The sequence below is a fragment of the Ruegeria sp. THAF57 genome (genome assembly GCF_903914075.1).
Taxonomy (GTDB): domain Bacteria; phylum Pseudomonadota; class Alphaproteobacteria; order Rhodobacterales; family Rhodobacteraceae; genus Ruegeria.
Window position 1 is genome coordinate 346,077 of sequence record NZ_CAIWNQ010000001.1, and the last position, 20,860, is coordinate 366,936.

The following is a 20,860-nucleotide window of genomic DNA, read 5'->3' on the forward strand; positions in this document are numbered from 1 at the left end:
CCTCCGCTTCCGAGAAAGAGCCCATGCGTGTATTGAAAGACCCCCTGTTCCACTTTCTCTTGATCGGGTGCGGAATATTTGGATGGTTCTTCCTCGTTGCCCCGGAAGGTGAAGTTGTCCCGCCAGCAGAAACGATAATTGTCGACCAGGATGATGTGGATTTGCTGGTTGCACGTTTTACCGACAGTTGGAAACGGCCACCGACGGACACCGAACGACAGGCGTTGATTGAAGCGCTGATCCGTGAAGAAATCCTTGTTCGCGAAGCGCGCAAACTTGGACTGGACCGTGGCGATCAGGTTATCCGGGCGCGGCTGGCGCAGAAGATGGATTTTCTGACAGATGCCATCGCGTCCTCGGTAGAGCCGGAAACAGACGTACTGCAAGCGTATCTGGAGCAGAACGCGGAACGCTTCACCACACCTCGGCTAATCGCATTTGATCAGGTGTTTCTGGGCGAAGCGCCGACGCCTGCTGACATAGAATCCGCGCTAGCAAAGCTAAGAGCCGGCGAAGACTGGACTGACGTTGGCGCGCGCACGTTGCTGCCGTTGTCCCTGCCCTTAGCTGCCGCGCGCTCAGTCGATGCGGCGTTCGGATACGGGTTCTCTGGTGCCGTAAACCAATTGAAGCTCGGTGAGTGGGAAGGCCCCATTCAGTCGGGTTATGGTCTTCATCTGGTTCGGGTCACCGACACGCAACCTGCCAAACTGCCCAAACTGGAGGATATCCATGACGCCGTTCTGCTGGAATGGCGGCGGGACACGGGTGAAGAATTGGCGCAGGCCCAGTTCGAAGACTTAGCCGCAACCTATCAGATCGTCACTCCGGAAACCGAAAAGGCGCAGGAATGAAGGCTGCGCTGTTTGTGTTGCTGTCCGTTTGGGTCGCACTTTCGGGGGCACCGGCGCAGGCACATGCGCTGGACCCGGGGTATCTGGAGCTTAGGCAATTGGCTCAGAACACATGGCAGGTGTCGTGGCGAAAACCTGATGTGACAGGCCGCCCCATGACGATTGATGCGGTTTTGCCAGAGTCTTGCACGCCCGCGCGTGGGCCTGAACCGACCTCAGACGGGGTTGCATGGGTATCGGTTTGGGTCGCTGAATGCGAAACCGGTCTTGGGGGAAATTCCGTTAAAATTGATGGGCTGGAAACACAAAGAAATGACGTACTTTTGCGGCTTCAACCCCTTGATGCACCGACAACAACTCTCAGGTTCACGCCTGACACTGTAGAACTGGAAATTCCCCAACAACCTACGACGTTCGCCGTCTTCACAAGCTATTTTCGCCTAGGGTTCGAACACATTCTAGAAGGTTGGGATCACCTGCTATTCGTTTCTGCCCTGTTCCTTCTGGTGCGTGACAAGTGGCGTCTGGTCGGCGCGGTGACAGCGTTTACAGTTGCCCATTCGATCACTCTGGCTTTTGCAACTCTGGGCGTGCTGAACGTCCCCGGCCCGCCTGTGGAAGCAGTAATCGCTCTGTCGATCGTTTTCCTCGCGCTGGAAATCCTGCGCCGAAAGGACGGGCAATTGCGCTTGTCGGAACAGTACCCGTGGATCGTGTGCTTTTGCTTCGGGCTGCTGCACGGCTTGGGGTTTGCCGGGGCATTGGCCGAAATCGGCATCCCCCCTCAGGACGTTTTCGCCGCCTTGCTTTCTTTCAATCTGGGTGTTGAAGCTGGTCAGCTTTTGTTTATCGCGGCCCTGTCAGCGGTTCTGATGGCATGGCGTTTCATGACACCCTCTGGATCGGGGCGACTTGCGACGTATTCCATCCCAGTCGCAGGCTACGCGATCGGTTGCGTGTCGATATATTGGTTGATTGAACGCGTTAGCGGATTTTGATGCTAAGGTGGACGCAATGAATCGGTTAACGAAAAGCCGATAATACTGGATCTGGAATACGCACTGCGAACCAAGCAACAGTGTCCGCAAGAATAAATTGAGAGGGGCATATAGTGCGAGTTTTACTAAGAGGCGCACTGATAATTGGCGCAATTATCCTTTTCGTCGTTGCCGCCGCATGGCTTTTTTTATCATCCCCGTTTCTGTCAACCCCGCGCACCGCCATGGCCCAACAGGTCCTGACCAACAAGCTGGGTCAGCAACTGGTTATCAACGAAAACATAAGTGTTGGGCTTGGCTCACAATTGTCGATCACAGCCACCGGCGTTGTGATGCCTTCCGCGTCGCTGGAGGGGACCGACCTTGCCAAGATAGATACGCTCAGCTTTTCGGTTGCCGCTGCGGATCTTGTGAAGGGAAAACTGTCGATCAGCAATTTAATGGTGGACGGAATTCACCTGAACCTGATTGCAACAGAAAACGGTAAGACAAGCTGGTCGACCGATCAAAAGACAGACGACGCAAGCGCCCCAAAACCTTCGACGAACGCAGTTTCAGAGATTTTTGCAGACCGTGAACTTAGCCTAACCAACATCACGGTTCTGTTTCAAAGTGCGAAGAATGGTCTCGATTTGGATTTACGTCTGCCGGAATTGACATTGACGTCTGGCGACGGGGTTGCGGTCGCCTCGGCCAACGGGCACGGCACATTGAATGGGCAGGCATTTGACCTAAGCGCCGAATTCCCTGACCAAGACCCTTTTCAGGTAACGGCCAAGTTCGATGAGGTTTCACTTACCGCGAACGAGGTTCAAGCCGAAGCTGGCTTGGCGATTGCTACCACCGCGACGATTGATGAACTTGGACAACTTCTCGATATTCTAAAGCTGAACCGCGTTCTTGAAGGCTCGGGGTTTGTAGAAGCGGTGCTGAAAGTCTCTGGCGGCGTGTCACGTCTGGACGATCTTAACATACAGGCACAATTGGAAGGCGGGCAAAGCCTGGGACTCACCGGTCAGATCGGTGAGCTTGGCAATCCAGAAGATGTGTCCCTGACGACCCGGATTCGGTTGTACCCCGAAGGGGCCGAGCCCGCCCCAGCTGCATCGCGTTATGACTTAAAACTGATTTCGGTGGACATGGTCATGGACAGCGTCCCCGGTGAAATACCGCAGCGTCAGATGGTCATTGAAACCAATGGTTTCACACTGGACACATCGGGCGAAGGCCCGCCCCCGGTTAAATTCTCGGAAGTGTCCAGAACGCCGGATGGAAAACTGCGAGTTGGCAATGTGAACCTGCGGATCGGTGACCCCGCGAACCCGTTTGTCATTCTCAACGGATCGGTGGGGGACGCGCTGCAATTACAGGAGGTCTTAGGCGAAGGAATACTTGAAATTCCGGCAAGCAGTTTGATTTCCCCCGAACTATTGGGCGAAGACGATCAACTTGGACAGTTCTCGGGCGCGTTTTCCCTGACTGGCAGTATCAAGCAGCTTAAGCTCTCGGACCTGAACGGAAGCACAAGTGACACGGATGTCTGGTCTCTGGACGTTCATGGCTCTGTCGAGAATGTTCTTAAGTTCGAAAATCTGGACCTTGGCATCGAAATCGACGTCCCATCCGGTGCCGACCTTTTGCAGGCATTGTCGCTAGAGCCGGTAGATACCGGACATACAGGATTTTCGATCGACCTTCATAGCGATGGTACGGATTGGAACGCACAGGCAGATGTCACCGTGGCCGATTCCGGCCTGACCTTTACAGCCACTCTGGACGACGCGACCTCGGACCCTGTCCTAAAGGGGTTAATTGAAAGCGACCTGATCCGTATTGACCAGATCCGCAGCATCGTTCTGGCGACCGCTCAGTTACGCAAACTGGGTGTGGCCGACGAGGATACCACAGCAGAAACAGACGCACAGGCGGAACCCGGTGCCCTAAGGGACGTAACGCTGAAACCGATTGGGCGCTCTATCCTTCTGTCTGGAATGAATATGGATGTTGATATCGACCTACGCCACATTGAAGGCTCGGACGGTATCAGCACTTTGCAAAGCGAACTGACCCTGAACGAAAGCGAACTGAAAGCGGGGCCGTTGAAATTTGAATATGGTGGCGCCAATTTCGACGTCAGTGGCCGTATGGACTTGTCGGGCGAAGATCACCGGCTGAACCTTAAAGGTCAGGCTGGGGGGTGGCGGCTGAACGACATTCTGCACAACCTGAATTTCAAGAAAGGCGCCAGCGGAACTATTTACGCGGATTTCGACGTCACCGGCGGGATCGACTCGGCCAAACACTTCGTCAAATCCATGAGCGGTAACGCCACCGTTTCCATGCGCGACGGTTCGATTGAAACCCAGCTATTGGATCTTGCGGGCCTTGGGTTGCTACCTTGGGTCTTTTCAAAGGAAAAGCAGAAGGTTGCGCCAATCGTGTGTTTACGCGCACCTCTGGCTATTGCAAACGGCAATATCTCGACCAAACAAACCACCTTGGAGACCGATCAGGTTCAAGTCGTCGTATTTGGTGCGGTGGATATGAACAACAAGGCACTGGACCTTAACCTGCAACCTCGCAAAATCGGTGATCCCCTGTCCCGCAGCCCGTGGCCAGTGACGGCGACCGGTCCGCTGGCAAAGCCAAACATTAAGGTCAAGGACGGGCCGAAGCGCCTGAAACGGTCGGACGGGGCCGATCAGATGCCCGCCAAGCGCAAACTGTGCGTGCCCGATATCTTGCAGTTGCAGTAATTTGGTGGACTGAGGTTCCTTAACCCCAGCAAGACTATCCTGCGCCGTATAGCCGTCGCATGACGGTCGGTGTCAGATACATCGGAATTTGATACGCGCCGATGAACACCATCAGTGGCGCGGTAACCTCCGGAGGCAGCGCCACAAAGAAGATGGCAATATTCCGGTTGCCTGCAATCAAGGCCATGGCCGTTCTTTTAGCCGCGGACAGCTTGTTGCGTGTCAGGACATATGTCACCGCCTGAGCACCAAAATTTGCGCAACACGCGAAAGCGATCCAAAACAAAGCAGTACCGGGCTGGCCCAACATTGTGCTGCTGACCGAAGGCATTAACCCCACGACAAAAACGGCCAAAGTGATCGTGCCCAACCCCTCAAGGTTCATCAGTGTTCCTTGCGACGGGGATTTTAGCACCGTTCGGCGCAGAGCTACCGCCGCAAATGTCGCAGCGAAAATCGTCACGAACAACTTTAGCACGGCGTGCAACACCGTATGAAAATCACCAATCTCGGGCATCAGCCAAAAGATGGGAAACACGGTCACCGGTAAAATGGCGGTCCCGGCCACAAGCAAACGCATCGCGAATTCCGCCGGGTACCCCATCATCAGGCACAGATTGGGGCTGCCTGCGATGGATGGCGCTGCGGTCATGATTAGCAAAGCCAAAAGCGCGGGCTCCGTGTTCCAACCAAACAGAAAGCCAACAGCAAGCACAGCCAATGGAATGGCGAACTGAAATCCCAACACAGTCCCGGATACAAGACGCCAATCGCCCATCGAGCCCAGAATGGACGACGGCTCCATCCTCAGGACGGTCACAAACAACAACAGAACCACCAGCGGGGGCAGCAAGGGGCGCATCGGCTCCGCCAGTCCCGGCAGCAGCAACCCGCCAACCAGTCCAGCCACAAGAACAAGCGGGCCGTTGCGCGCGGCCCAATGCAACGGGTTCAAAACCGGCTACCCACCGGGGCTCTGACGTAGGTTGTCCGGAAGCCATGTGGCCAGTTCCGGGAACCAAATCAGCACGAAGACCATCAAGACCATGATCAGGAACATCGGGATCGCGGCGCGCGCAATATACCCCATCTCGTGATTGGTCATGCCCTGCATGACGAACAGGTTGAAACCGATCGGAGGGGTGATCTGCGCCATCTCAACCACAACAACGATGAAAATTCCGAACCAGATCAGGTCGATACCGGCCTCTCGGATCATCGGTTCCACAACGGCCATGGTCAGAACGACCGATGAGATGCCGTCGAGGAAACAACCCAGAATGATGTAAAAGACCAAAAGCACCATGAGCAGCTCAAACCGCGTCAACTCCCACCCTGCGATCAGGTCGGCCAGACCGCGTGGCAATCCCGTAAAGCCCATCGACAGTGACAGAAAGGCCGCCCCCGCAAGGATTAACGCAATCATGGCACTTGTGCGGGTTGCCCCCATCAGGCTTTCCGTAAAGGTCTTCCAGTTCAATGACCCCTGCCCCGCCGCAAGCAGAAGCCCCCCGATTACCCCAAAAGCCGCGGCTTCGGTGGCAGTTGCATAGCCAAGATACATCGAGCCAATCACAACCATGATCAGCAGGATCACGGGCAACAAAAACCGAGAGTTCCTGATTTTCTCGGAAAAACTAAGCTTGCCCTCGTCGTTAGGATTCCAATCCTTACCCAGCTTGGAATAGACCGCGACATAGCCCATGAACATCGCGGCCAGAACCAGCCCCGGAAGGATGCCAGCGAAAAACAGCTTGGTAATGGATTCATTTATCGTCACGCCGTAGACGATCAGGGTCAGGGATGGCGGGATCATCAGGCCAAGCGTCGCCGCCCCCGTAAGGGTGCCGATGATCATGCGCTCGGGATAGTTGCGTTTGCGCAGCTCAGGAATGGACATCTTGCCCACCGTCGTCAGGGTCGCGGCGGACGATCCAGACACCGCAGCAAACACGGTGCAACCCACGATGTTCGTGTGAACCAACCCGCCGGGCAGCGGGGCCATCCAAGGCGAAAGTCCCTTGAACATGTCCTCTGACAATCGCGTTCGATAGAGGATTTCCCCCATCCAAATGAACATGGGCAACGCGGTCAAAGTCCACGAGGACGAGGCTGACCAGATGGTGGTGATCATCACATCGCCGACCGGCCGTGTGGTGAACAGTTCCATCCCCACCCAAGCCACGCCCATCAGGGCAAGGCCGACCCATACGCCCGTGCCCAGCAATGTGAACAGAACGAAAAGAAAAAGAATGATGACTGAGATATTTTCCATGCCGTCACTCCCCGTGGCTCTGATCTGCGAGATCACGGGTGATACGGTGATCACCTTTCACGACGACATGGATCAGGTGATCCGTGAGGGCGATTGCAAGGATTACTGCCCCGATCAGCATAGATGACTGGGGGATCCAAAGGGCGGTCTTGTCCTGCCCCTGACTGACGTCGTTGAATTTCCAACTCCAGTAGACAAAGCGATAGGCATACCAGCAAAAGTACCACATCACGGCAGCACCAACCGCAAAGCACCAGATCTCAAGTACCCTGCGCACACCACTGGGAACGGCGTTCAGCAGGATCGACACGCGAATATGGCTGCCCCGGTTCAATGCGTTTGCAAAGGCCAGAAAGGACGCCGCAGCCATGGCATATCCGGCATAATCAGGGGCGCCCGGGAAGACTTCGCCCGTCCAGCGGGCCAGCATCTGCACCACAATCAGCAACAAGATGGCGATCAGGCTTAGCGCGGCCAGTACGCCTGCGGCCTGATAAATGAAATCCAATACGGACCGAAGCCCTCGCAATGCTGCCATACCGTCCCCGCGATGTTATGATTGGTCAGACAAAGGGCGGCAGGATACACCGCCGCCCGTTTGAGGGATTTATTGCGACTGGAACGCGTCGACGATGGCCTTGCCTTCGTCCCCTGCCGCCTCAAGCCACTCGTTTGTCATGGTCACACCGATCTCTTTCAGCTCGTTGACCATCTGCTCAGAGGCCGGACCAACGGTCATACCACCATCACGCAAGCCTTGAAGGGTGAAACCGGTATATTCCTTGGCACGCCAGTTGCCGGCATATTCCGCCAGCTCCGCGCAGGCCTTGATGACATTCTTGTTGGCGTCAGACACACCACCCCAGACATCTGAGTTGACCATCACATAGTTGCGCGGCAACCAGGCATCCACCTCGTAGAAATAGTTCAGGCTTTCCCAAACCTTACGGTCATACCCGGTGGACCCCGACGACACCATCGAGTCGGCCACGCCGGTTGCAAAAGCCTGGCTGATTTCTGCCGCTTCGATCGTGACTGGCAGCATCCCGGTTAGCTCTGCAAGGCGCGAGGTCGCGTTGTTGTAGGAACGGAACTTGATGCCTTCCATGTCCGCGACCGAGTTCACCTCGTTCTTGAAATAGAGACCCTGCGGCGGCCAAGGCACCGCGTAAAGCAGCGTCAGATTCTGTTCGGCCAGCAGGCTCTCAATGGATGGTTTGGCCGCTTCCCACAGTTTTGCGCTGTCATCGAATGACGTCGCAAGGAAGGGGATCGAGTCAAAACCAAACAGCGCGTTTTCGTTCTGGTGCCCCGACAACAGGCGTTCCCCGATTGGCGCCTGTCCGGTCTGAATTGCGCGTTTGATATCCGCGCCCTTGAACAAGGACCCCGACGGATGGGTTACGATTTCAATCTCACCGCCGGTTCCGGTGGTAACGCACTTAGCAAACTCGGCCCCCGTAGCGGAATGGAAGTTGGAAGCAGAATATGCCATGGGCATATCCCATTTTTCCGCCACGGCCGGAGCGACCGAAGCGGCTGTCAAAGCGGTTGCCGCCAAAAGACTAGTCAGTTTCTTCATCGTATTCTCCCTATTGAATATCGAACCGCCGGTGTTTCTCACCGACATTATTGTGTTGCGTAGCGTGAGGGCGCGTAGACACTCACGTCTGTGTTCGGAGTTCTGTCCGCGATCATCTGAGCCAACAGGCGTCCGGTTTTCGGCCCACCCGTCAAACCGATATGATGGTGTCCAAAGCCAAGATACGCACCTTTGATATTAGGTACTTCGCCGATGATCGGGATCGAATCCGCCGGGGCGGGCCTGTGCCCCATCCATTCAACTTCCTCCTTCCATGTTACACCCGGAAAGGCAGCTCGGGCGTTTTTCTTCAGCAATTCGAACGGCGCGCGTGACGGCGCCGCATCCAGCCCTCCGAATTCGACGATACCCGCCAAACGAATTCGCCCATCCATCGGAGTGGCCACAAACTTGCCCGAAGCCACCATCACCGGGCTACGTGGCATCGCAGAAGGCTCTATCAATTCAAGATGATAGCCGCGTTCGCTTTCCAAAGGAACAGAAACCCCAAGACGCGCGGCCAAGGGGCCGGACCAAACACCCGCTGTGATCAGGGCTGTATCACAGGCGATGGTCTCCCCACCTGCCCGCACACCGACAACCTGATCGTTTTCATAGGCAATGTCTTGGACGGTGGCCTGGATAATTTGACCGCCCTGCGCTTCGACATGCGCCGCAAGGTCTTTCACATATCGCCCCGGATCAGTGATATGACCGTGATCTGACAGCTTTGCCGCAAATCCGATGTCCTGAGCAAAGACAGGGTCATAGGCGCGAAATGCATCGCCCTCCAATTCCTCCCATTGGAAACCGTGCTTTCGACGTATCTCCCACCCAAACGCGTCACCTTCGAACTGCGCCCGGTTTTCATAAAGAAACAGATAGTCGGACGGCACGATCCACTTTTCGGCTCCCGTCCCTTTGGCAAGGGCTTCGTGGTCATTCAAACTGTCCCCTACGATCGGGGTCAGTGCAGCCGCAATACGTTCCACATCATTTGCATTCGCGTGTTTGAGATACTGGGTCAGCCACGGCAGAAGCTTGGGCAAGTACCCCCATTTCATGAACAACGGCTGAGAGGGGCTAAACAGCATTTTCGGAGCTTTTCGTAGCAGCCCCGGAACGGTTACCGGCACGATTGAGCACGACGCCAACACCCCGCCATTGCCGTATGAGGTGCCTTCGCCCGGCCCCGCCTTGTCAATCAGGATCACCCGGTGCCCATCGCGCTGAAGCCAGATTGCAGCGGACACGCCGACAATACCGGCCCCAATGATCGCAATGGTCTTTGCGTCGCTCATGCTGCCACCGCCTTGGTTTTTGCATAGTGGTTCAGTTTCCCAAGATCGGGGCACGCGCCCAGCCCCGGGCCATCAGGAACGGTCACGCTGCCGTCGGCTGCGCGGAAAGGGTCTTGCAGAATGTCTTCCGCAAGGAAGTATGAGGACTGATAGAACTCACACCCCAGAGTTATCTCGGGCGTTGCCGCAATCATGTGGGTGCCCGCCAGATGGGCCAGCCCTGCTTCGAACATGTCACCGCCATACGCGCTCAGCCCATGGGCTGCGGCGATACGCGTAACCGTCTGCGCGCGGTGTAGCCCACCGGACTTCATGATCTTCACCGAAACACCGTCGCATATGTTTTCGCGCGCGGCGCGCTCCATATCTTCAGGACCAAAAACGCTTTCATCTGCAAGCAGGGGCACATCAATTATCTGCCTTAAACGGGCCATCATGCCATAATGATGTGCCCGTACAGGTTGCTCGATAAAGTCAGGTGAAAATTGCGCGACGTCCTGCACCCGTGCAGCGGCATCCGTAATTTCAAGCCCCTGATTATAGTCCACTCTGACAGACATATCCGGATAGTTCTGCGCCAGATATTCCAGCCGCATAATGTCAAAGGCATGATCCTTGAACCCCGTCTTCAGCTTGACGATCCGAACGCCGTCGTCCTGCAGCCGATCCAACAGTTCCTTGTCCCGCGCGAAATCAGGGTTGGCGATTGAACAGCTCAGTGGAATGGTATCCCGGCACTTTCCGCCCAACAAAGCCCACACGGGCACGCCGCTGATCCGACCAGCCAAGTCAAGCAGCGCACTGTCCAACGCGGCCTTTGCTTCGGTGCAATGTGCGACGACGCGGGACGCCTGTTCCATGATGGCGGCACGGTCAGCAATGCACGAGCCAATCACCAGCGGCCGGATATACCGGTCCAAAGCCGCATAGGTGGCCTCGGGCGTTCCTGTGAACACCGACCAGGGCGAGGCCTCGCCGAATCCATGACAGCCGCCCTCGGACGTCAGGCGCAAGACGACAACTTCGCAACTTCCTTCAACAGTTCCAATTCCATGATCACGGCGTGACGTGACCGGCAGTTCCAGATGCCACAGGTCATACCCAACAATTTTCTGAAACAGGTCGCCCATGCCGCATCCCCTTGATGAGCAGAAGCCTGCCTTGACCTGCATATCATTTCAAATACTATGTTTTCGCTATTCCATCAGAAAAAATGATAGGGTGAACCATGTCTCTGCGCTTTCGCCAATTGCAGGCTTTTCACGCCATCATGGAAACCGGAACCGTCACTGGCGCGGCGTCTGTGCTGGGCATTTCGCAGCCGGGCATCAGCAACCTTCTGGCCCAGCTTGAACGCGAGGCCCGACTGCCGCTGTTTGAACGCAGCAAAGGCCGATTGTTACCCACGCCAGAGGCCGAGCTGCTGTACCGAGAGGTCGATACCGTCGTGCGCGGTCTGGACCACGTCGCCCAAGCGGTCTCTGACCTGCAAAACAAGCATCCCGGCCAGCTTCAGATCGCGGCCCCTCATTTGTTGTCCTTCGGCTTTATCCCGCGCGAGGTCGCCCGCTTTGCCAAAACTCGGCCAAACCTGTCCGTCAGTTTTCAATCGCAATATTCGTCTAAAATACAGGAATGGGTAACCTCTGGCCTTTTCGAGATCGGAGTTGTCGAGATGCCAATTCTTCACGACACGCTGAACTATCAGGTGTTCCGCTTCGAAACTCTGGCCACGTTTCCCGAAGACAGCCCACTGGCCGTCCACGATGTCCTGACGCCTGCGTTGCTGGAGAACGAGCCTTTCATTGTCATGGGGCCGGAACATCAAACGCACCGGCGCACTAGGGATGCGTTTCAAACGCAGGGGCGCACGTGGCGAACACAAATCCACACGCACCTGTCCGAGAACTTACTGAGCTTCGTCAAACAAGGCATGGGCGTTGCCCTGATTGATCCCTTTACAGTGAATTTCGATGAAGAGACCGGCTATCAGACGCGCCCCTTCCGGCCGGCCGTGATGCTGGATTTAGCGATCATAACGGCCAAGGGTCGCCCCCTTTCGACTGTTGCGCAGGACTTTTTGGCCCAACTCACAGCGTCAATTGCGACTTACGCCACCCATTCGGACACCGGCGCGGCGGCCTCGTGAAGGGGTTGGGAATGGATATCCACCAAGGTTGGCCCGTCATGTTCCACAGCCATCGCCAACACCCTGCGCAGGTCGGCCGGGTCTTTCACAGTCCACGACTTGACCCCAAAGGCCGAAGCAACCGCGGCATGGTCGGTGCGATCAAAGTCGACGTTGTAGTACCGCTGCCCGAACCCGGCATCCTGACCCGCCTTGATCCACCCAAAGACCGAGTTTGAGAACACGATCGAAGTGATCGGCATTTTGTGCCGTACCATCGTTTCAAACTCACCACATGTGAACCCGAAAGAGCCATCTCCCATGACGGCCAGCGTTTTGACGGACGGCCTGCCGATATGCGCCCCCATCGCGGCCCCTAACGAATATCCCAAGGCACCATGCGCTCGGTTCGTGATGAAGTGGCGACCGGCGCTTTGCCACCGGTAGTGTGCACTGAAGTAGGGGCACGGGGTCCCGGGATCTGCGACAATCGTGGCATCGTCATCAAGAACATCCATGAGCGCAGCCATGACGGCCTCGGGGCGGATCGGGGCTTCGCGGCTTGCTGCTAGCGGGGCAAAGGCGGCGGTTTTGGCGGCCCAGGCGGCCTTGGCCTTGGCTGCACCGCCTTGGCCGGGCAGATCATCATATTCCTCCAGCACGTCCGCCAGCGCTTCCAGCGCCAGCCGCGCGTCGGCGCAGATCGCCACCTCGGTCTGATAGTTCGCGCCGATCACCATCGGGTCGCTGTCGATGTGGATGATCGTTGCGTTTCGGGCCGGGCTTCTCCAGCGTTCTGTCGTAACCGACCCTGCGCGGCAACCGATAAACAGAACCACGTCTGCCTGATCGACAACCGCCCGAGTCGCTGGCACGCCCCCGTTTGACCCCACGACGCCCAGCGCCAGAGGCTCGGTCTCGGCCAGCGCGCCCTGTCCTGAAACCGTTGTTGCCACAGGCATATCCAAAGCCTTTGCCACCCGGCGCAGCGCATCGCTGGCCCCCGACAGAACAGGCCCGCCCCCGCAAACGGCCACTGCCGATTTTGCCTTAGCCAAGACTTCCGCGGCCGCGTTTATCGCGTCAGGATCAGGCCCCGCCCGTTCAGCCGGATAACTGCGATGCCGCGCGTTCGCCCAGATTTCAGATTCGTCCACCGAGGCCTTTTGAATATCAAAGGGCAAAGCAAGATGTGCCGCACCGGGTGTTCCGGTCGTCATAACCCGGAACGCCGCCCGCATCATCGCAGGCAACCGCAAGGCATCGTCGATCGAGGCATTCCACTTGGACAGCGGTTTAAACAAAGCTGGCTGGTCCAATTCTGTCAGTGGGTATTTGCCCCGGCTGGTTGTCGCCACATCAGAAGTGATTGCCAGAATAGGCACCGAGCTTTCATTGGCCTCAACCACACCCGGCAGGATATAGGTCGCCCCACCGCCGGATGGCCCCTCGCAAACACCGGGTTTGCCTGTAACGCGGGCATAACCGTCGGCCATATAAGCCGCGTGTCGTTCGTCGCGGGTTAAGATGTGCTGAATGCCGTGATCCATCCGCGCCAAGGCATCATAGAACGGTAGGGTTGTATCCCCACACAATCCAAACATGTGGGTCACGCCATGGGCTTCAAGCATTCTTACCATCGCCTCGGCCCCTGTCAGGTAGTTCACGCCCGTCATATTTGCCCCTATCTCAAATTGAATACATAACTGTATACAGTATTGCATATTGAATTCAAGATCGACCTGTGGCACCTCTGAAAAGAAGCAGAGGAAGGCAAAATTTGATGGCGAGTCCGCGGGTCGATGACATTTACGATCAGGTAAAGGCGATGGCGGTGTCATTTCGCCTGCGTCCAGGTGATCGCCTGAACGAAGTTGCACTCTCCAAAGAACTCGGCGTAAGCCGAACTCCTCTGCGCGAGGCGCTGAACCGTCTAGTCGCCGAACGCCTATTCGACTTTCGCCCCGGTCAGGGGTTCTTTTGCAGGACCCTGGATGCCCCAAGCGTGTACGACCTGTTCGAACTGCGCCAGATCATCGAAGTGGCCGCAGTGCGCGCAGCGTGTACCAAAGCAACGGATCAAGAACTAAAGGCGCTTGAACAGGAACTGTACGACACAGGCATCGACATAACTGGCCTGACGGTCGAAGAAGCCGTGGCGCGCGATGAGGCATTTCATATCGGAATTGCGCGCCTGTCGGGCAATCGCGAATTGCTGCAGACCCTCAGCCGGATCAATGACCGTATCCGGTATATCCGGTGGGTTTCGATGACTGCGGACCGCATTCGTCGCTCGAAAGATCAGCACAAGGGTGTGATGAACGCCATGCTTGAGCGAAACGCGGACGAGGCCGCGCGGATAATGGGGGCCCATATCTCCAAGCGGATGGATCAGGTACAGGACGCTGTACGTCAGGGAATTTCCAGCATCTATATGGAAGGGCCCGACGAAATCGCGACCCGCATCATTGAGGAGGCATGAGGCATGATCGCGCAAGGTGGAAAATCCATTTACGGTGCCTCGGTGGGTATTCTTATGCTGGATGCGCAGTTTCCACGAATTCCCGGAGATATGGGAAACGCACTGACATGGCCCTTTCCCGTGCTCTACCGAATAGTGCGCGATGCGTCACCGGACCGAGTTGTTCGCCAAAAGGCCGAAGGCATGTTGGGCGCGTTTGTCGATGCGGCTCTGGATCTGGTCAAGGACGGGGCTGACGGCATCACCACAAATTGCGGTTTTCTTTCGGTCTTTCAAAAGGAACTGTCCGAAGCCATTCCCGTCCCCGTCGTGACATCATCTTTGATGCAAGTGGAAATGGTAAACCGCACCCTCCCAGCGGGCAAACGTGCGGGCATCCTGACGATTTCAGCGTCCACCCTGACCGATGAACATCTGTCTGGCGCTCATGTCCCACTCAGCACTCCAATCGGAACAACTGAGGGGGGCGACGAATTCACACGCGCCATTCTTGGCAATGAGCTGACGATGGATGTGGACAAGGCCCGTGCGGATAACATCGCCGCTGCGTTGTCCCTGAAGGCGGAGAACCCTGACCTGGGCGCGATCGTTCTGGAATGCACCAACATGTGTACCTATGCGGCTGACATCCAAACGGCAACGAACCTGCCGGTCTTTTCGATGGTCACCTTCGTCAATTGGTTTCAGGCCGGGCTCAACCCGCCACATTATTGATGCCTTCCGAAAACTGCGCGTTTTGATGTCGCTTACATGCAATCACGTCGCATTTCCGCTAGTAAGGCACCGCCTGCGCCTGCAACCTTCCGGTATGCGTATGGCTTGTATTTCTCATCCGATGAACCGTCGCACGACGGGTTGTGATCTGGTGGTTGCCGCCTGAGCCAGGGGCTTTGTGCCCTTTGCGACGGACTGCGATTACTCTGACTTCGGACGACAGAATGACCTCTGATGCGCTGCGCCTCGCCATTGATATTGGCGGCACATTTACCGACACGGTTCTATTCTCGGGTGAGGACACGATCCTTGCCTCGACCAAGACGCTGACCACTCATCAAAACCCCGCTGACGGCGCGATGGACGGCGCGAGGCGGGTTATCCAGCGATCTGGACGCGCATTATCCGACATCTCCAGCTTCATTCATGGAACAACTTTGGCCACCAATGCCCTGATCGAGCGGCGCGGGGCCAAGGTTGCAACGATTACGACAGAAGGCTTCCGCGATATCCTCGAAATCGCTTACGAGCGGAGATATGCGCAATACGATATCAACCTGGAAAAGCCCGACCTGCTGGTGCCCCGGGAACGGGCGTTTACTGTGCGTGAACGTATGTCGGTAGACGGTGATGTTCTGATCGCGCTGGAGCAGTCCGCAATCGACGCGGTGCTGGAAGAGATCGACGCAAGCGGTGTGGACGCCGTCGCCATCTGCCTTATGCACGCTTACGCCAACCCTGCGCACGAACGGCAGTTGCAATCAGCTCTGGCCCAAGAACGCCCCGAACTGGTCATCTCAATCTCGTCCGAGGTCAGCCCCGAGGCGCGTGAGTTTGATCGCCTCTGCACCACGGTTGCAAACGCCTATATCCAGCCCTTGATGCAGACATACCTGACGCGCTTCGCAGACCGTTTCCGTGACGAAGGTCTTGCCTGCCCGATCCTGATGATGACGGCTGGTGGCGGAATGTGCACCCTAAACACCGCGGCGCAATTCCCCATCCGTCTTGTTGAATCCGGCCCGGCTGGGGGTGCCATTTTGGCCGCCCGGATCGCCGCACGCGCGGGTCTGGATCAGGTTCTGTCCTTTGACATGGGCGGAACAACGGCCAAGCTCTGCCTGATCGACAACGCGCGCCCGCAAACCTCGCGCCAGTTCGAAATCGCGCGTGCGGCCCGGTTCATCAAAGGCTCGGGCATGCCTGTGCGAATTCCGGTGATCGAAATGATCGAAATCGGAGCGGGCGGCGGCTCGATCGCCGGGGTGGATCGGTTGGGGCGATTGACGGTTGGGCCGAAATCGGCTGGCTCGGAACCCGGTCCCGTCGCGTTCCTGCGCGGCGGCAAAGACCCGACCGTCACAGACAGCGATATCGCACTGGGCTACATCACCCCCGAGACCTTTGCCGAAGGGCACATCGCGATTGACCCCGAGGCTGCAAAACACGCATTGGAACAAGTGATCGGGTCCAAGCTTGATCTGAACGCGACCAATGCCGCAGATGGTGTCAGTCGCATCGTAGATGAAAGCATGGCCAGCGCCGGACGCATGCACGCCGTCGAAAGCGGCAAGGAACTGAGCACCCGCACGATGATCGCGTTTGGCGGCAATGGCCCCCTGCACGCAACACGGGTTGCCCGGTCTGCCGGGGTCAACCAGATCGTGATTCCACCAAATCCCGGCGTCGGTTCGGCTGTTGGCTTCCTGTATGCGCCGGTCAGTTTTGAGATCGTGCGATCACGATATTCCATGTTGGAAAGCATCGAAACTGACGCCATCAACACGCTGTTCGCCACAATGATTTCCGAAGCACAACAGGTGGTTTCCCAGGGCGCAGGCGATGCGCCAACACAAACGCGGCGTACCGCGTTCATGCGCTATAGCGGTCAGGGCCATGAGATTGAAATCCCCCTGCCCGACCGCATCCTTTCCGCCACAGACATTGCCCCCCTTACCCATTCGTTTGAAGAGGAGTATCGCAAGCAATTCTCGCGCCCAGTGCCGGGGATGCAGATAGAAATCCTGAACTGGTCGGTGCGCGTGGCAACTTTCGGAAGCGAAGCGCCCACCTTGGCGGATACGCCGATATCTCGTCCAGCAATGCCGTCACAGACGCGCCCCATCACCTGCGACCTGACCGGACAAACCGTACAGGCCGCTTTGATCGCCCGCCCCGACCTGCGCGCGGGCGACTATGTCCCCGGACCCGCGCTGATTACCGAGCCACAGACAACAACGTTGGTCTCCTCCGACTTCGAATCCCGTGTGGACGCGATCGGGAACCTTGTCCTTACCCGGAAAGGAACAGAATGATGACTCTCTCTCCGGCCCGACTTCAAGTTATGTGGAACCGTCTTCTGGCAGTTGTCGAAGAACAGGGGCAAACCCTGATCAGGGCGGCCTTTAGCCCGATCGTGCGCGAGTGCGGGGATATTTCAGCCGGTATCTTTGATGCGAATGGGCGCATGCTGGCGCAGGCCGTCACCGGCACGCCCGGACATATCAACACAATGGCCGAAGCGGTTCAGCACCTGCGCGCGGCCTTCCCCGTTCAAGACATGAAGCCGGGTGACATCTATATGACCAATGACCCCTGGCTGGCCTCGGGGCACTTGAACGACTTTCTTCTGATGATGCCCGCCTTCCGGAACGGACAGGTCGTTGGCTTTACCTCATGCACCTCTCATCTGGTCGATTTGGGCGGGCTTGGAATGGGGCCAGAGGGGTCCGATATCTATGACGAAGGTTTGTTGATCCCGCCCTGCAAACTGGTCGATCAAGGCGTGCCAAATGCCCTGCTTCTTGACATCATCCGCGCCAATTCCCGCGAACCCATCGCGAATGAGGGCGACATTTACGCGCTGATCGCCTGTTGCGAAGCCGGGGTCGACCGTCTGTTAACCATGATGGAGGAATTCAACCTCGACGATCTGGATACGCTGGGCGCCTATATCATCGGCACGTCGCGTCGAGGCACCCAAGCTGCAATCTCCGAAGTGCCTGATGGTGTCTATAAAAACGTCCTGAAAATGGATGGGTATGAGAATGAGCTGGAACTTCACGCCACGCTGACCGTCTATCAGGACAGGATGCATGTGGATTTCGCTGGCACCTCTGGATGTTCGCGCAAAGGGATCAACGTACCGCTGAATTATGCCACGGCCTATACCGTATTTGCGCTGCGCTGCATCGTTGGGTCCGACATACCGAACAACGCAGGATCGCTGGAACCCTTCACCGTTGATGGGCCGAAAGGGTGCATCCTGAACGCCCAAAGGCCCGTTCCCGTCGCCATGCGGCACACTCTTGGTCAGGTAACGCCTGACTTGGTATTGGGATGCTTGCATCAAGCCCTGCCTGATCAAGTCCCGGCAGAGGGCGCAAGCTGCATGTTTGACCTGCCCATGCGCCACGCGCCCGAAGTGGCCCGCGACGGTGGACGGGAGTTTGCGATCGAACCTGTACATAATGGCGGAACAGGTGCGCGGCCTCATTCGGATGGCTTATCAGCCACGGCCTACCCGTCCGGCGTTTTTGGCAGTCAGGTTGAAATCACCGAAAGTGTCGCGCCCGTTACGATTTGGCGGCGCGAGCTTAGGCCGGATTCCGGTGGCGCAGGGCAATATCGCGGCGGGCTGGGTCAGCGCATAGAAATGACATCGTCCAACGGCGCGCCTTTTGTGGTGTTCCTATCGGTTGAACGGCTGAAATTCCCCGCCCTTGGCAGGATGGGTGGTGGTGCCGGAAGCCCCGGCCGCATTCGCCTTCGGGACTCTACCGGGGATATTCCGGGCAAAGGTGAGCTGCGCGTTGAACCGGGTGACTACCTGATCTTTGAGACGCCCGGCGGCGGCGGGTTCGGAGATCCGAAGCTGCGCGATCCCCTGTCCCTCGACCTCGATCTGAAACGCGGTTTGGTGACCCCGGAAGGGGCAAAAGCCTATGGAGGTGACACATGATCCGCCCAAATGCATATGTCGCTAACATGGCGGCCTATGCCCTTGCCGATCTGGGCGGGGCGCACACAATTTCGATGGCACAGAATGAAAGCGCGTTTCCAGCCAGCCCCGCCGCGATGCGCGCAAGTCAAGCTGCGGCGTCTGACCTGACGCTTTACCCTGACCCCGAGTGGACAGAATTACGCACAACGATCTCGACCGTGCACCACCTGGACCCAGCGCGCATCCTATGCGGAGCCGGATCAATGGAGCTGATAGGTTGCCTGATCCGCGCATTCGCCGGACCCGGCGATCAGGTTCTGGGCACGCAGTACGGATATGCTTTTGTGGCATCGGCAACCGCACAAGCGCAGGCGGACTATCGGACGGCACCCGAGGCTGGCCTGACGGTCAGTGTTGACGAAATTCTTGCCGGGGTAACGCCTGCGACACGCATTGTTTTCATTTGCAATCCAGGCAACCCGACTGGAACGCTTATCCCGAACTCCGACATACTTAGACTGCGCACCGCCCTGCCGAACGATGTGCTGCTAGTTGTTGATCAAGCCTATGCCGAGTTTTCGGACATGGCCAACAACCCTGCGGACATCTTCGCGCTGGTGGACCGAGGTGACACCGTCATCACCCGAACTTTTTCCAAAGCCTATGGCTTAGCCAGCGCCCGCGTCGGATGGGGATATTTCCCTCCGCGCATCGCCGCTGAGTTGCGGAAACTCCTCAACCCAAACAACATATCATCAGCATCTCAAGCTGCAGCCGCCGCTGCTATGCGCGACCAATCCCACATGCGCGATGTGGTCAGCCAAACGGCACGCCTTCGCGACCAATTTGCGCGGGATTGCCGTGCCCTTGGGCTGATCGTGCCGGACAGCCACACGAATTTTGTCTTGCTCCGCTTTGGCTCCACACACGACGCTCAAAAAGCCGACGCCGCATTGCGGACCGAAAACCTACTGATGCGCGGAATGGCAGGCTATGGCTTGCCGGACTGTCTGCGCGCAACGATTTGCGCTCCTGCGATTATGGACAAGGCCCTGAACGTGTTGAAAGGAGTGTTGGCATGACCGAGACGCGAACTGCAGCCAAGATCGGTGTGCTCGTCCCCTACACAAACACCAATCTTGAACCTGATATGCAGATGTTGCGCCCGCCCAATACCACCGTTCATTTCCAACGCATGGGTGGCTATGACGTGGATGAGATTCCTGGGGCTGAACAAATGGCGGGTTTGGGGGCCTCGGATATCAGCCATGATCTACGGATGATCGCGGGCGTTCGGCCAGACATTGTGCTATACGGCTGCACGTCGGCCACCCTGACACATGGTCCTGCATTCGACACAGACCTCGCAGGTCAGATAAAGACACAATCAGGTGCAGACTCGCTGACAGCCGCGGGGTCATTGATCGCTGGTATCAAAGCTCTGGGCGCAACAAAGGTTGGGTTTTCCTCGCCTTATCTTGGCGAGATCAACACTCAGGCCGTAGATTTTCTGTCGCAAAACGGGATTGAGACCGTGTGTTGCGCGGATATAGGCCGCGAATTGGGAAATTACGGACAAGGCGAACTGACCCCAGATGAGGTGTTCGATCTGGCCTGCCAAGCGGACCATCCAGAGGCGCAGGCTATCGTCCTGAGTTGCACCGACATGCGCGCGGTCGAGGTTATCGAACGGATTGAAGCGCATCTGGGAAAGCCTTTGGTCACCTCCAACCAAGCAATGATCTTTTGCATGATCCAAAGGTTGAAGCTTGGCCGTCACCCCGCATTACCCGGCCGCTTGTTCGACCACATTTGAGCCTTTCTACC

General features: G+C 57.1%; 17 protein-coding genes. 10 read left to right on the top strand and 7 right to left on the bottom strand.

Annotated features, from left to right (window positions below):
- The first annotated feature begins 23 nt into the window (after window positions 1–23).
- The 3 genes from RUESEDTHA_RS01660 to RUESEDTHA_RS01670 all read left to right on the top strand — a co-directional run bounded on the left by RUESEDTHA_RS01660 (window position 24) and on the right by RUESEDTHA_RS01670 (window position 4,608).
- Window positions 24–854, top strand: a complete 831-nt coding sequence (locus RUESEDTHA_RS01660; RefSeq protein WP_180883783.1) for a peptidylprolyl isomerase — start codon at window positions 24–26, stop codon at window positions 852–854.
- A complete protein-coding gene (locus RUESEDTHA_RS01665; RefSeq protein ID WP_180883784.1) occupies window positions 851–1,852 on the top strand; it encodes a HupE/UreJ family protein in 1,002 nt (333 codons plus the stop codon). Before RUESEDTHA_RS01660 ends, RUESEDTHA_RS01665 begins: the two co-directional genes overlap by 4 nt.
- Window positions 1,853–2,076: 224 nt before the next feature.
- Window positions 2,077–4,608, top strand: a complete 2,532-nt coding sequence (locus RUESEDTHA_RS01670) for an AsmA family protein (RefSeq protein ID WP_370456759.1) — start codon at window positions 2,077–2,079, stop codon at window positions 4,606–4,608.
- A gap of 34 nt (window positions 4,609–4,642) precedes the next feature.
- On the opposite strand, the gene RUESEDTHA_RS01675 is transcribed toward RUESEDTHA_RS01670, so the two are convergent.
- The 6 genes from RUESEDTHA_RS01675 to RUESEDTHA_RS01700 form a co-directional block, all read right to left on the bottom strand.
- Window positions 4,643–5,563, bottom strand: coding sequence for a hypothetical protein (locus tag RUESEDTHA_RS01675; protein ID WP_180883786.1), 921 nt, complete (start codon window positions 5,561–5,563; stop codon window positions 4,643–4,645).
- A gap of 6 nt (window positions 5,564–5,569) precedes the next feature.
- Entirely contained in the window at window positions 5,570–6,883 is a 1,314-nt protein-coding gene (locus tag RUESEDTHA_RS01680; protein WP_180883787.1) for a TRAP transporter large permease, read from the bottom strand.
- A 4-nt stretch (window positions 6,884–6,887) separates the two neighbouring features.
- Window positions 6,888–7,421: a TRAP transporter small permease gene (locus RUESEDTHA_RS01685; RefSeq protein WP_180883788.1), complete on the bottom strand. Its 534-nt coding sequence runs from the start codon at window positions 7,419–7,421 to the stop codon at window positions 6,888–6,890.
- 69 nt (window positions 7,422–7,490) lie between these two features.
- Window positions 7,491–8,465 (bottom strand): TRAP transporter substrate-binding protein, encoded by a 975-nt coding sequence (locus tag RUESEDTHA_RS01690; protein ID WP_180883791.1) that lies wholly within the window; start codon window positions 8,463–8,465, stop codon window positions 7,491–7,493.
- A 47-nt stretch (window positions 8,466–8,512) separates the two neighbouring features.
- Complete coding sequence (locus RUESEDTHA_RS01695) at window positions 8,513–9,766, bottom strand: FAD-binding oxidoreductase (protein ID WP_180883792.1); 1,254 nt, start codon at window positions 9,764–9,766, stop codon at window positions 8,513–8,515.
- On the bottom strand, window positions 9,763–10,896 hold the full coding sequence (locus tag RUESEDTHA_RS01700) for an enolase C-terminal domain-like protein (protein WP_180883794.1): 1,134 nt from the start codon (window positions 10,894–10,896) through the stop codon (window positions 9,763–9,765). Before RUESEDTHA_RS01700 ends, RUESEDTHA_RS01695 begins: the two co-directional genes overlap by 4 nt.
- Before the next feature lie 98 nt (window positions 10,897–10,994).
- Between RUESEDTHA_RS01700 and RUESEDTHA_RS01705 the strand changes: the two genes are divergently transcribed.
- Window positions 10,995–11,915: a LysR family transcriptional regulator gene (locus tag RUESEDTHA_RS01705; RefSeq protein WP_180883796.1), complete on the top strand. Its 921-nt coding sequence runs from the start codon at window positions 10,995–10,997 to the stop codon at window positions 11,913–11,915.
- Here RUESEDTHA_RS01705 and RUESEDTHA_RS01710 read toward each other — a convergent pair.
- The gene (locus tag RUESEDTHA_RS01710; RefSeq protein WP_180883798.1) at window positions 11,876–13,570 is read right to left on the bottom strand and encodes a thiamine pyrophosphate-binding protein; all 1,695 of its coding nucleotides are present in this window, start codon (window positions 13,568–13,570) and stop codon (window positions 11,876–11,878) included. The genes RUESEDTHA_RS01705 and RUESEDTHA_RS01710 overlap by 40 nt on opposite strands.
- A gap of 107 nt (window positions 13,571–13,677) precedes the next feature.
- Here RUESEDTHA_RS01710 and RUESEDTHA_RS01715 point away from each other — a divergent pair, with 107 nt between their 5' ends.
- From RUESEDTHA_RS01715 to RUESEDTHA_RS01740, 6 genes are all read left to right on the top strand, one after another.
- Window positions 13,678–14,376 carry a GntR family transcriptional regulator gene (locus RUESEDTHA_RS01715; RefSeq protein ID WP_180883800.1) on the top strand — a complete coding sequence of 233 codons (699 nt, stop codon included), beginning with the start codon at window positions 13,678–13,680 and terminating at the stop codon, window positions 14,374–14,376.
- A 3-nt stretch (window positions 14,377–14,379) separates the two neighbouring features.
- On the top strand, window positions 14,380–15,090 hold the full coding sequence (locus RUESEDTHA_RS01720; RefSeq protein ID WP_180883802.1) for an aspartate/glutamate racemase family protein: 711 nt from the start codon (window positions 14,380–14,382) through the stop codon (window positions 15,088–15,090).
- A 224-nt stretch (window positions 15,091–15,314) separates the two neighbouring features.
- On the top strand, window positions 15,315–17,405 hold the full coding sequence (locus RUESEDTHA_RS01725; protein ID WP_180883804.1) for a hydantoinase/oxoprolinase family protein: 2,091 nt from the start codon (window positions 15,315–15,317) through the stop codon (window positions 17,403–17,405).
- Complete coding sequence (locus RUESEDTHA_RS01730) at window positions 17,402–19,051, top strand: hydantoinase B/oxoprolinase family protein (RefSeq protein WP_255431588.1); 1,650 nt, start codon at window positions 17,402–17,404, stop codon at window positions 19,049–19,051. The genes RUESEDTHA_RS01725 and RUESEDTHA_RS01730 overlap by 4 nt, the downstream gene beginning before the upstream one ends.
- Complete coding sequence (locus tag RUESEDTHA_RS01735; RefSeq protein ID WP_180883806.1) at window positions 19,048–20,115, top strand: histidinol-phosphate transaminase; 1,068 nt, start codon at window positions 19,048–19,050, stop codon at window positions 20,113–20,115. Before RUESEDTHA_RS01730 ends, RUESEDTHA_RS01735 begins: the two co-directional genes overlap by 4 nt.
- Entirely contained in the window at window positions 20,112–20,849 is a 738-nt protein-coding gene (locus RUESEDTHA_RS01740) for an Asp/Glu racemase (RefSeq protein ID WP_180883808.1), read from the top strand. Before RUESEDTHA_RS01735 ends, RUESEDTHA_RS01740 begins: the two co-directional genes overlap by 4 nt.
- Window positions 20,850–20,860: the final 11 nt, after the last annotated feature.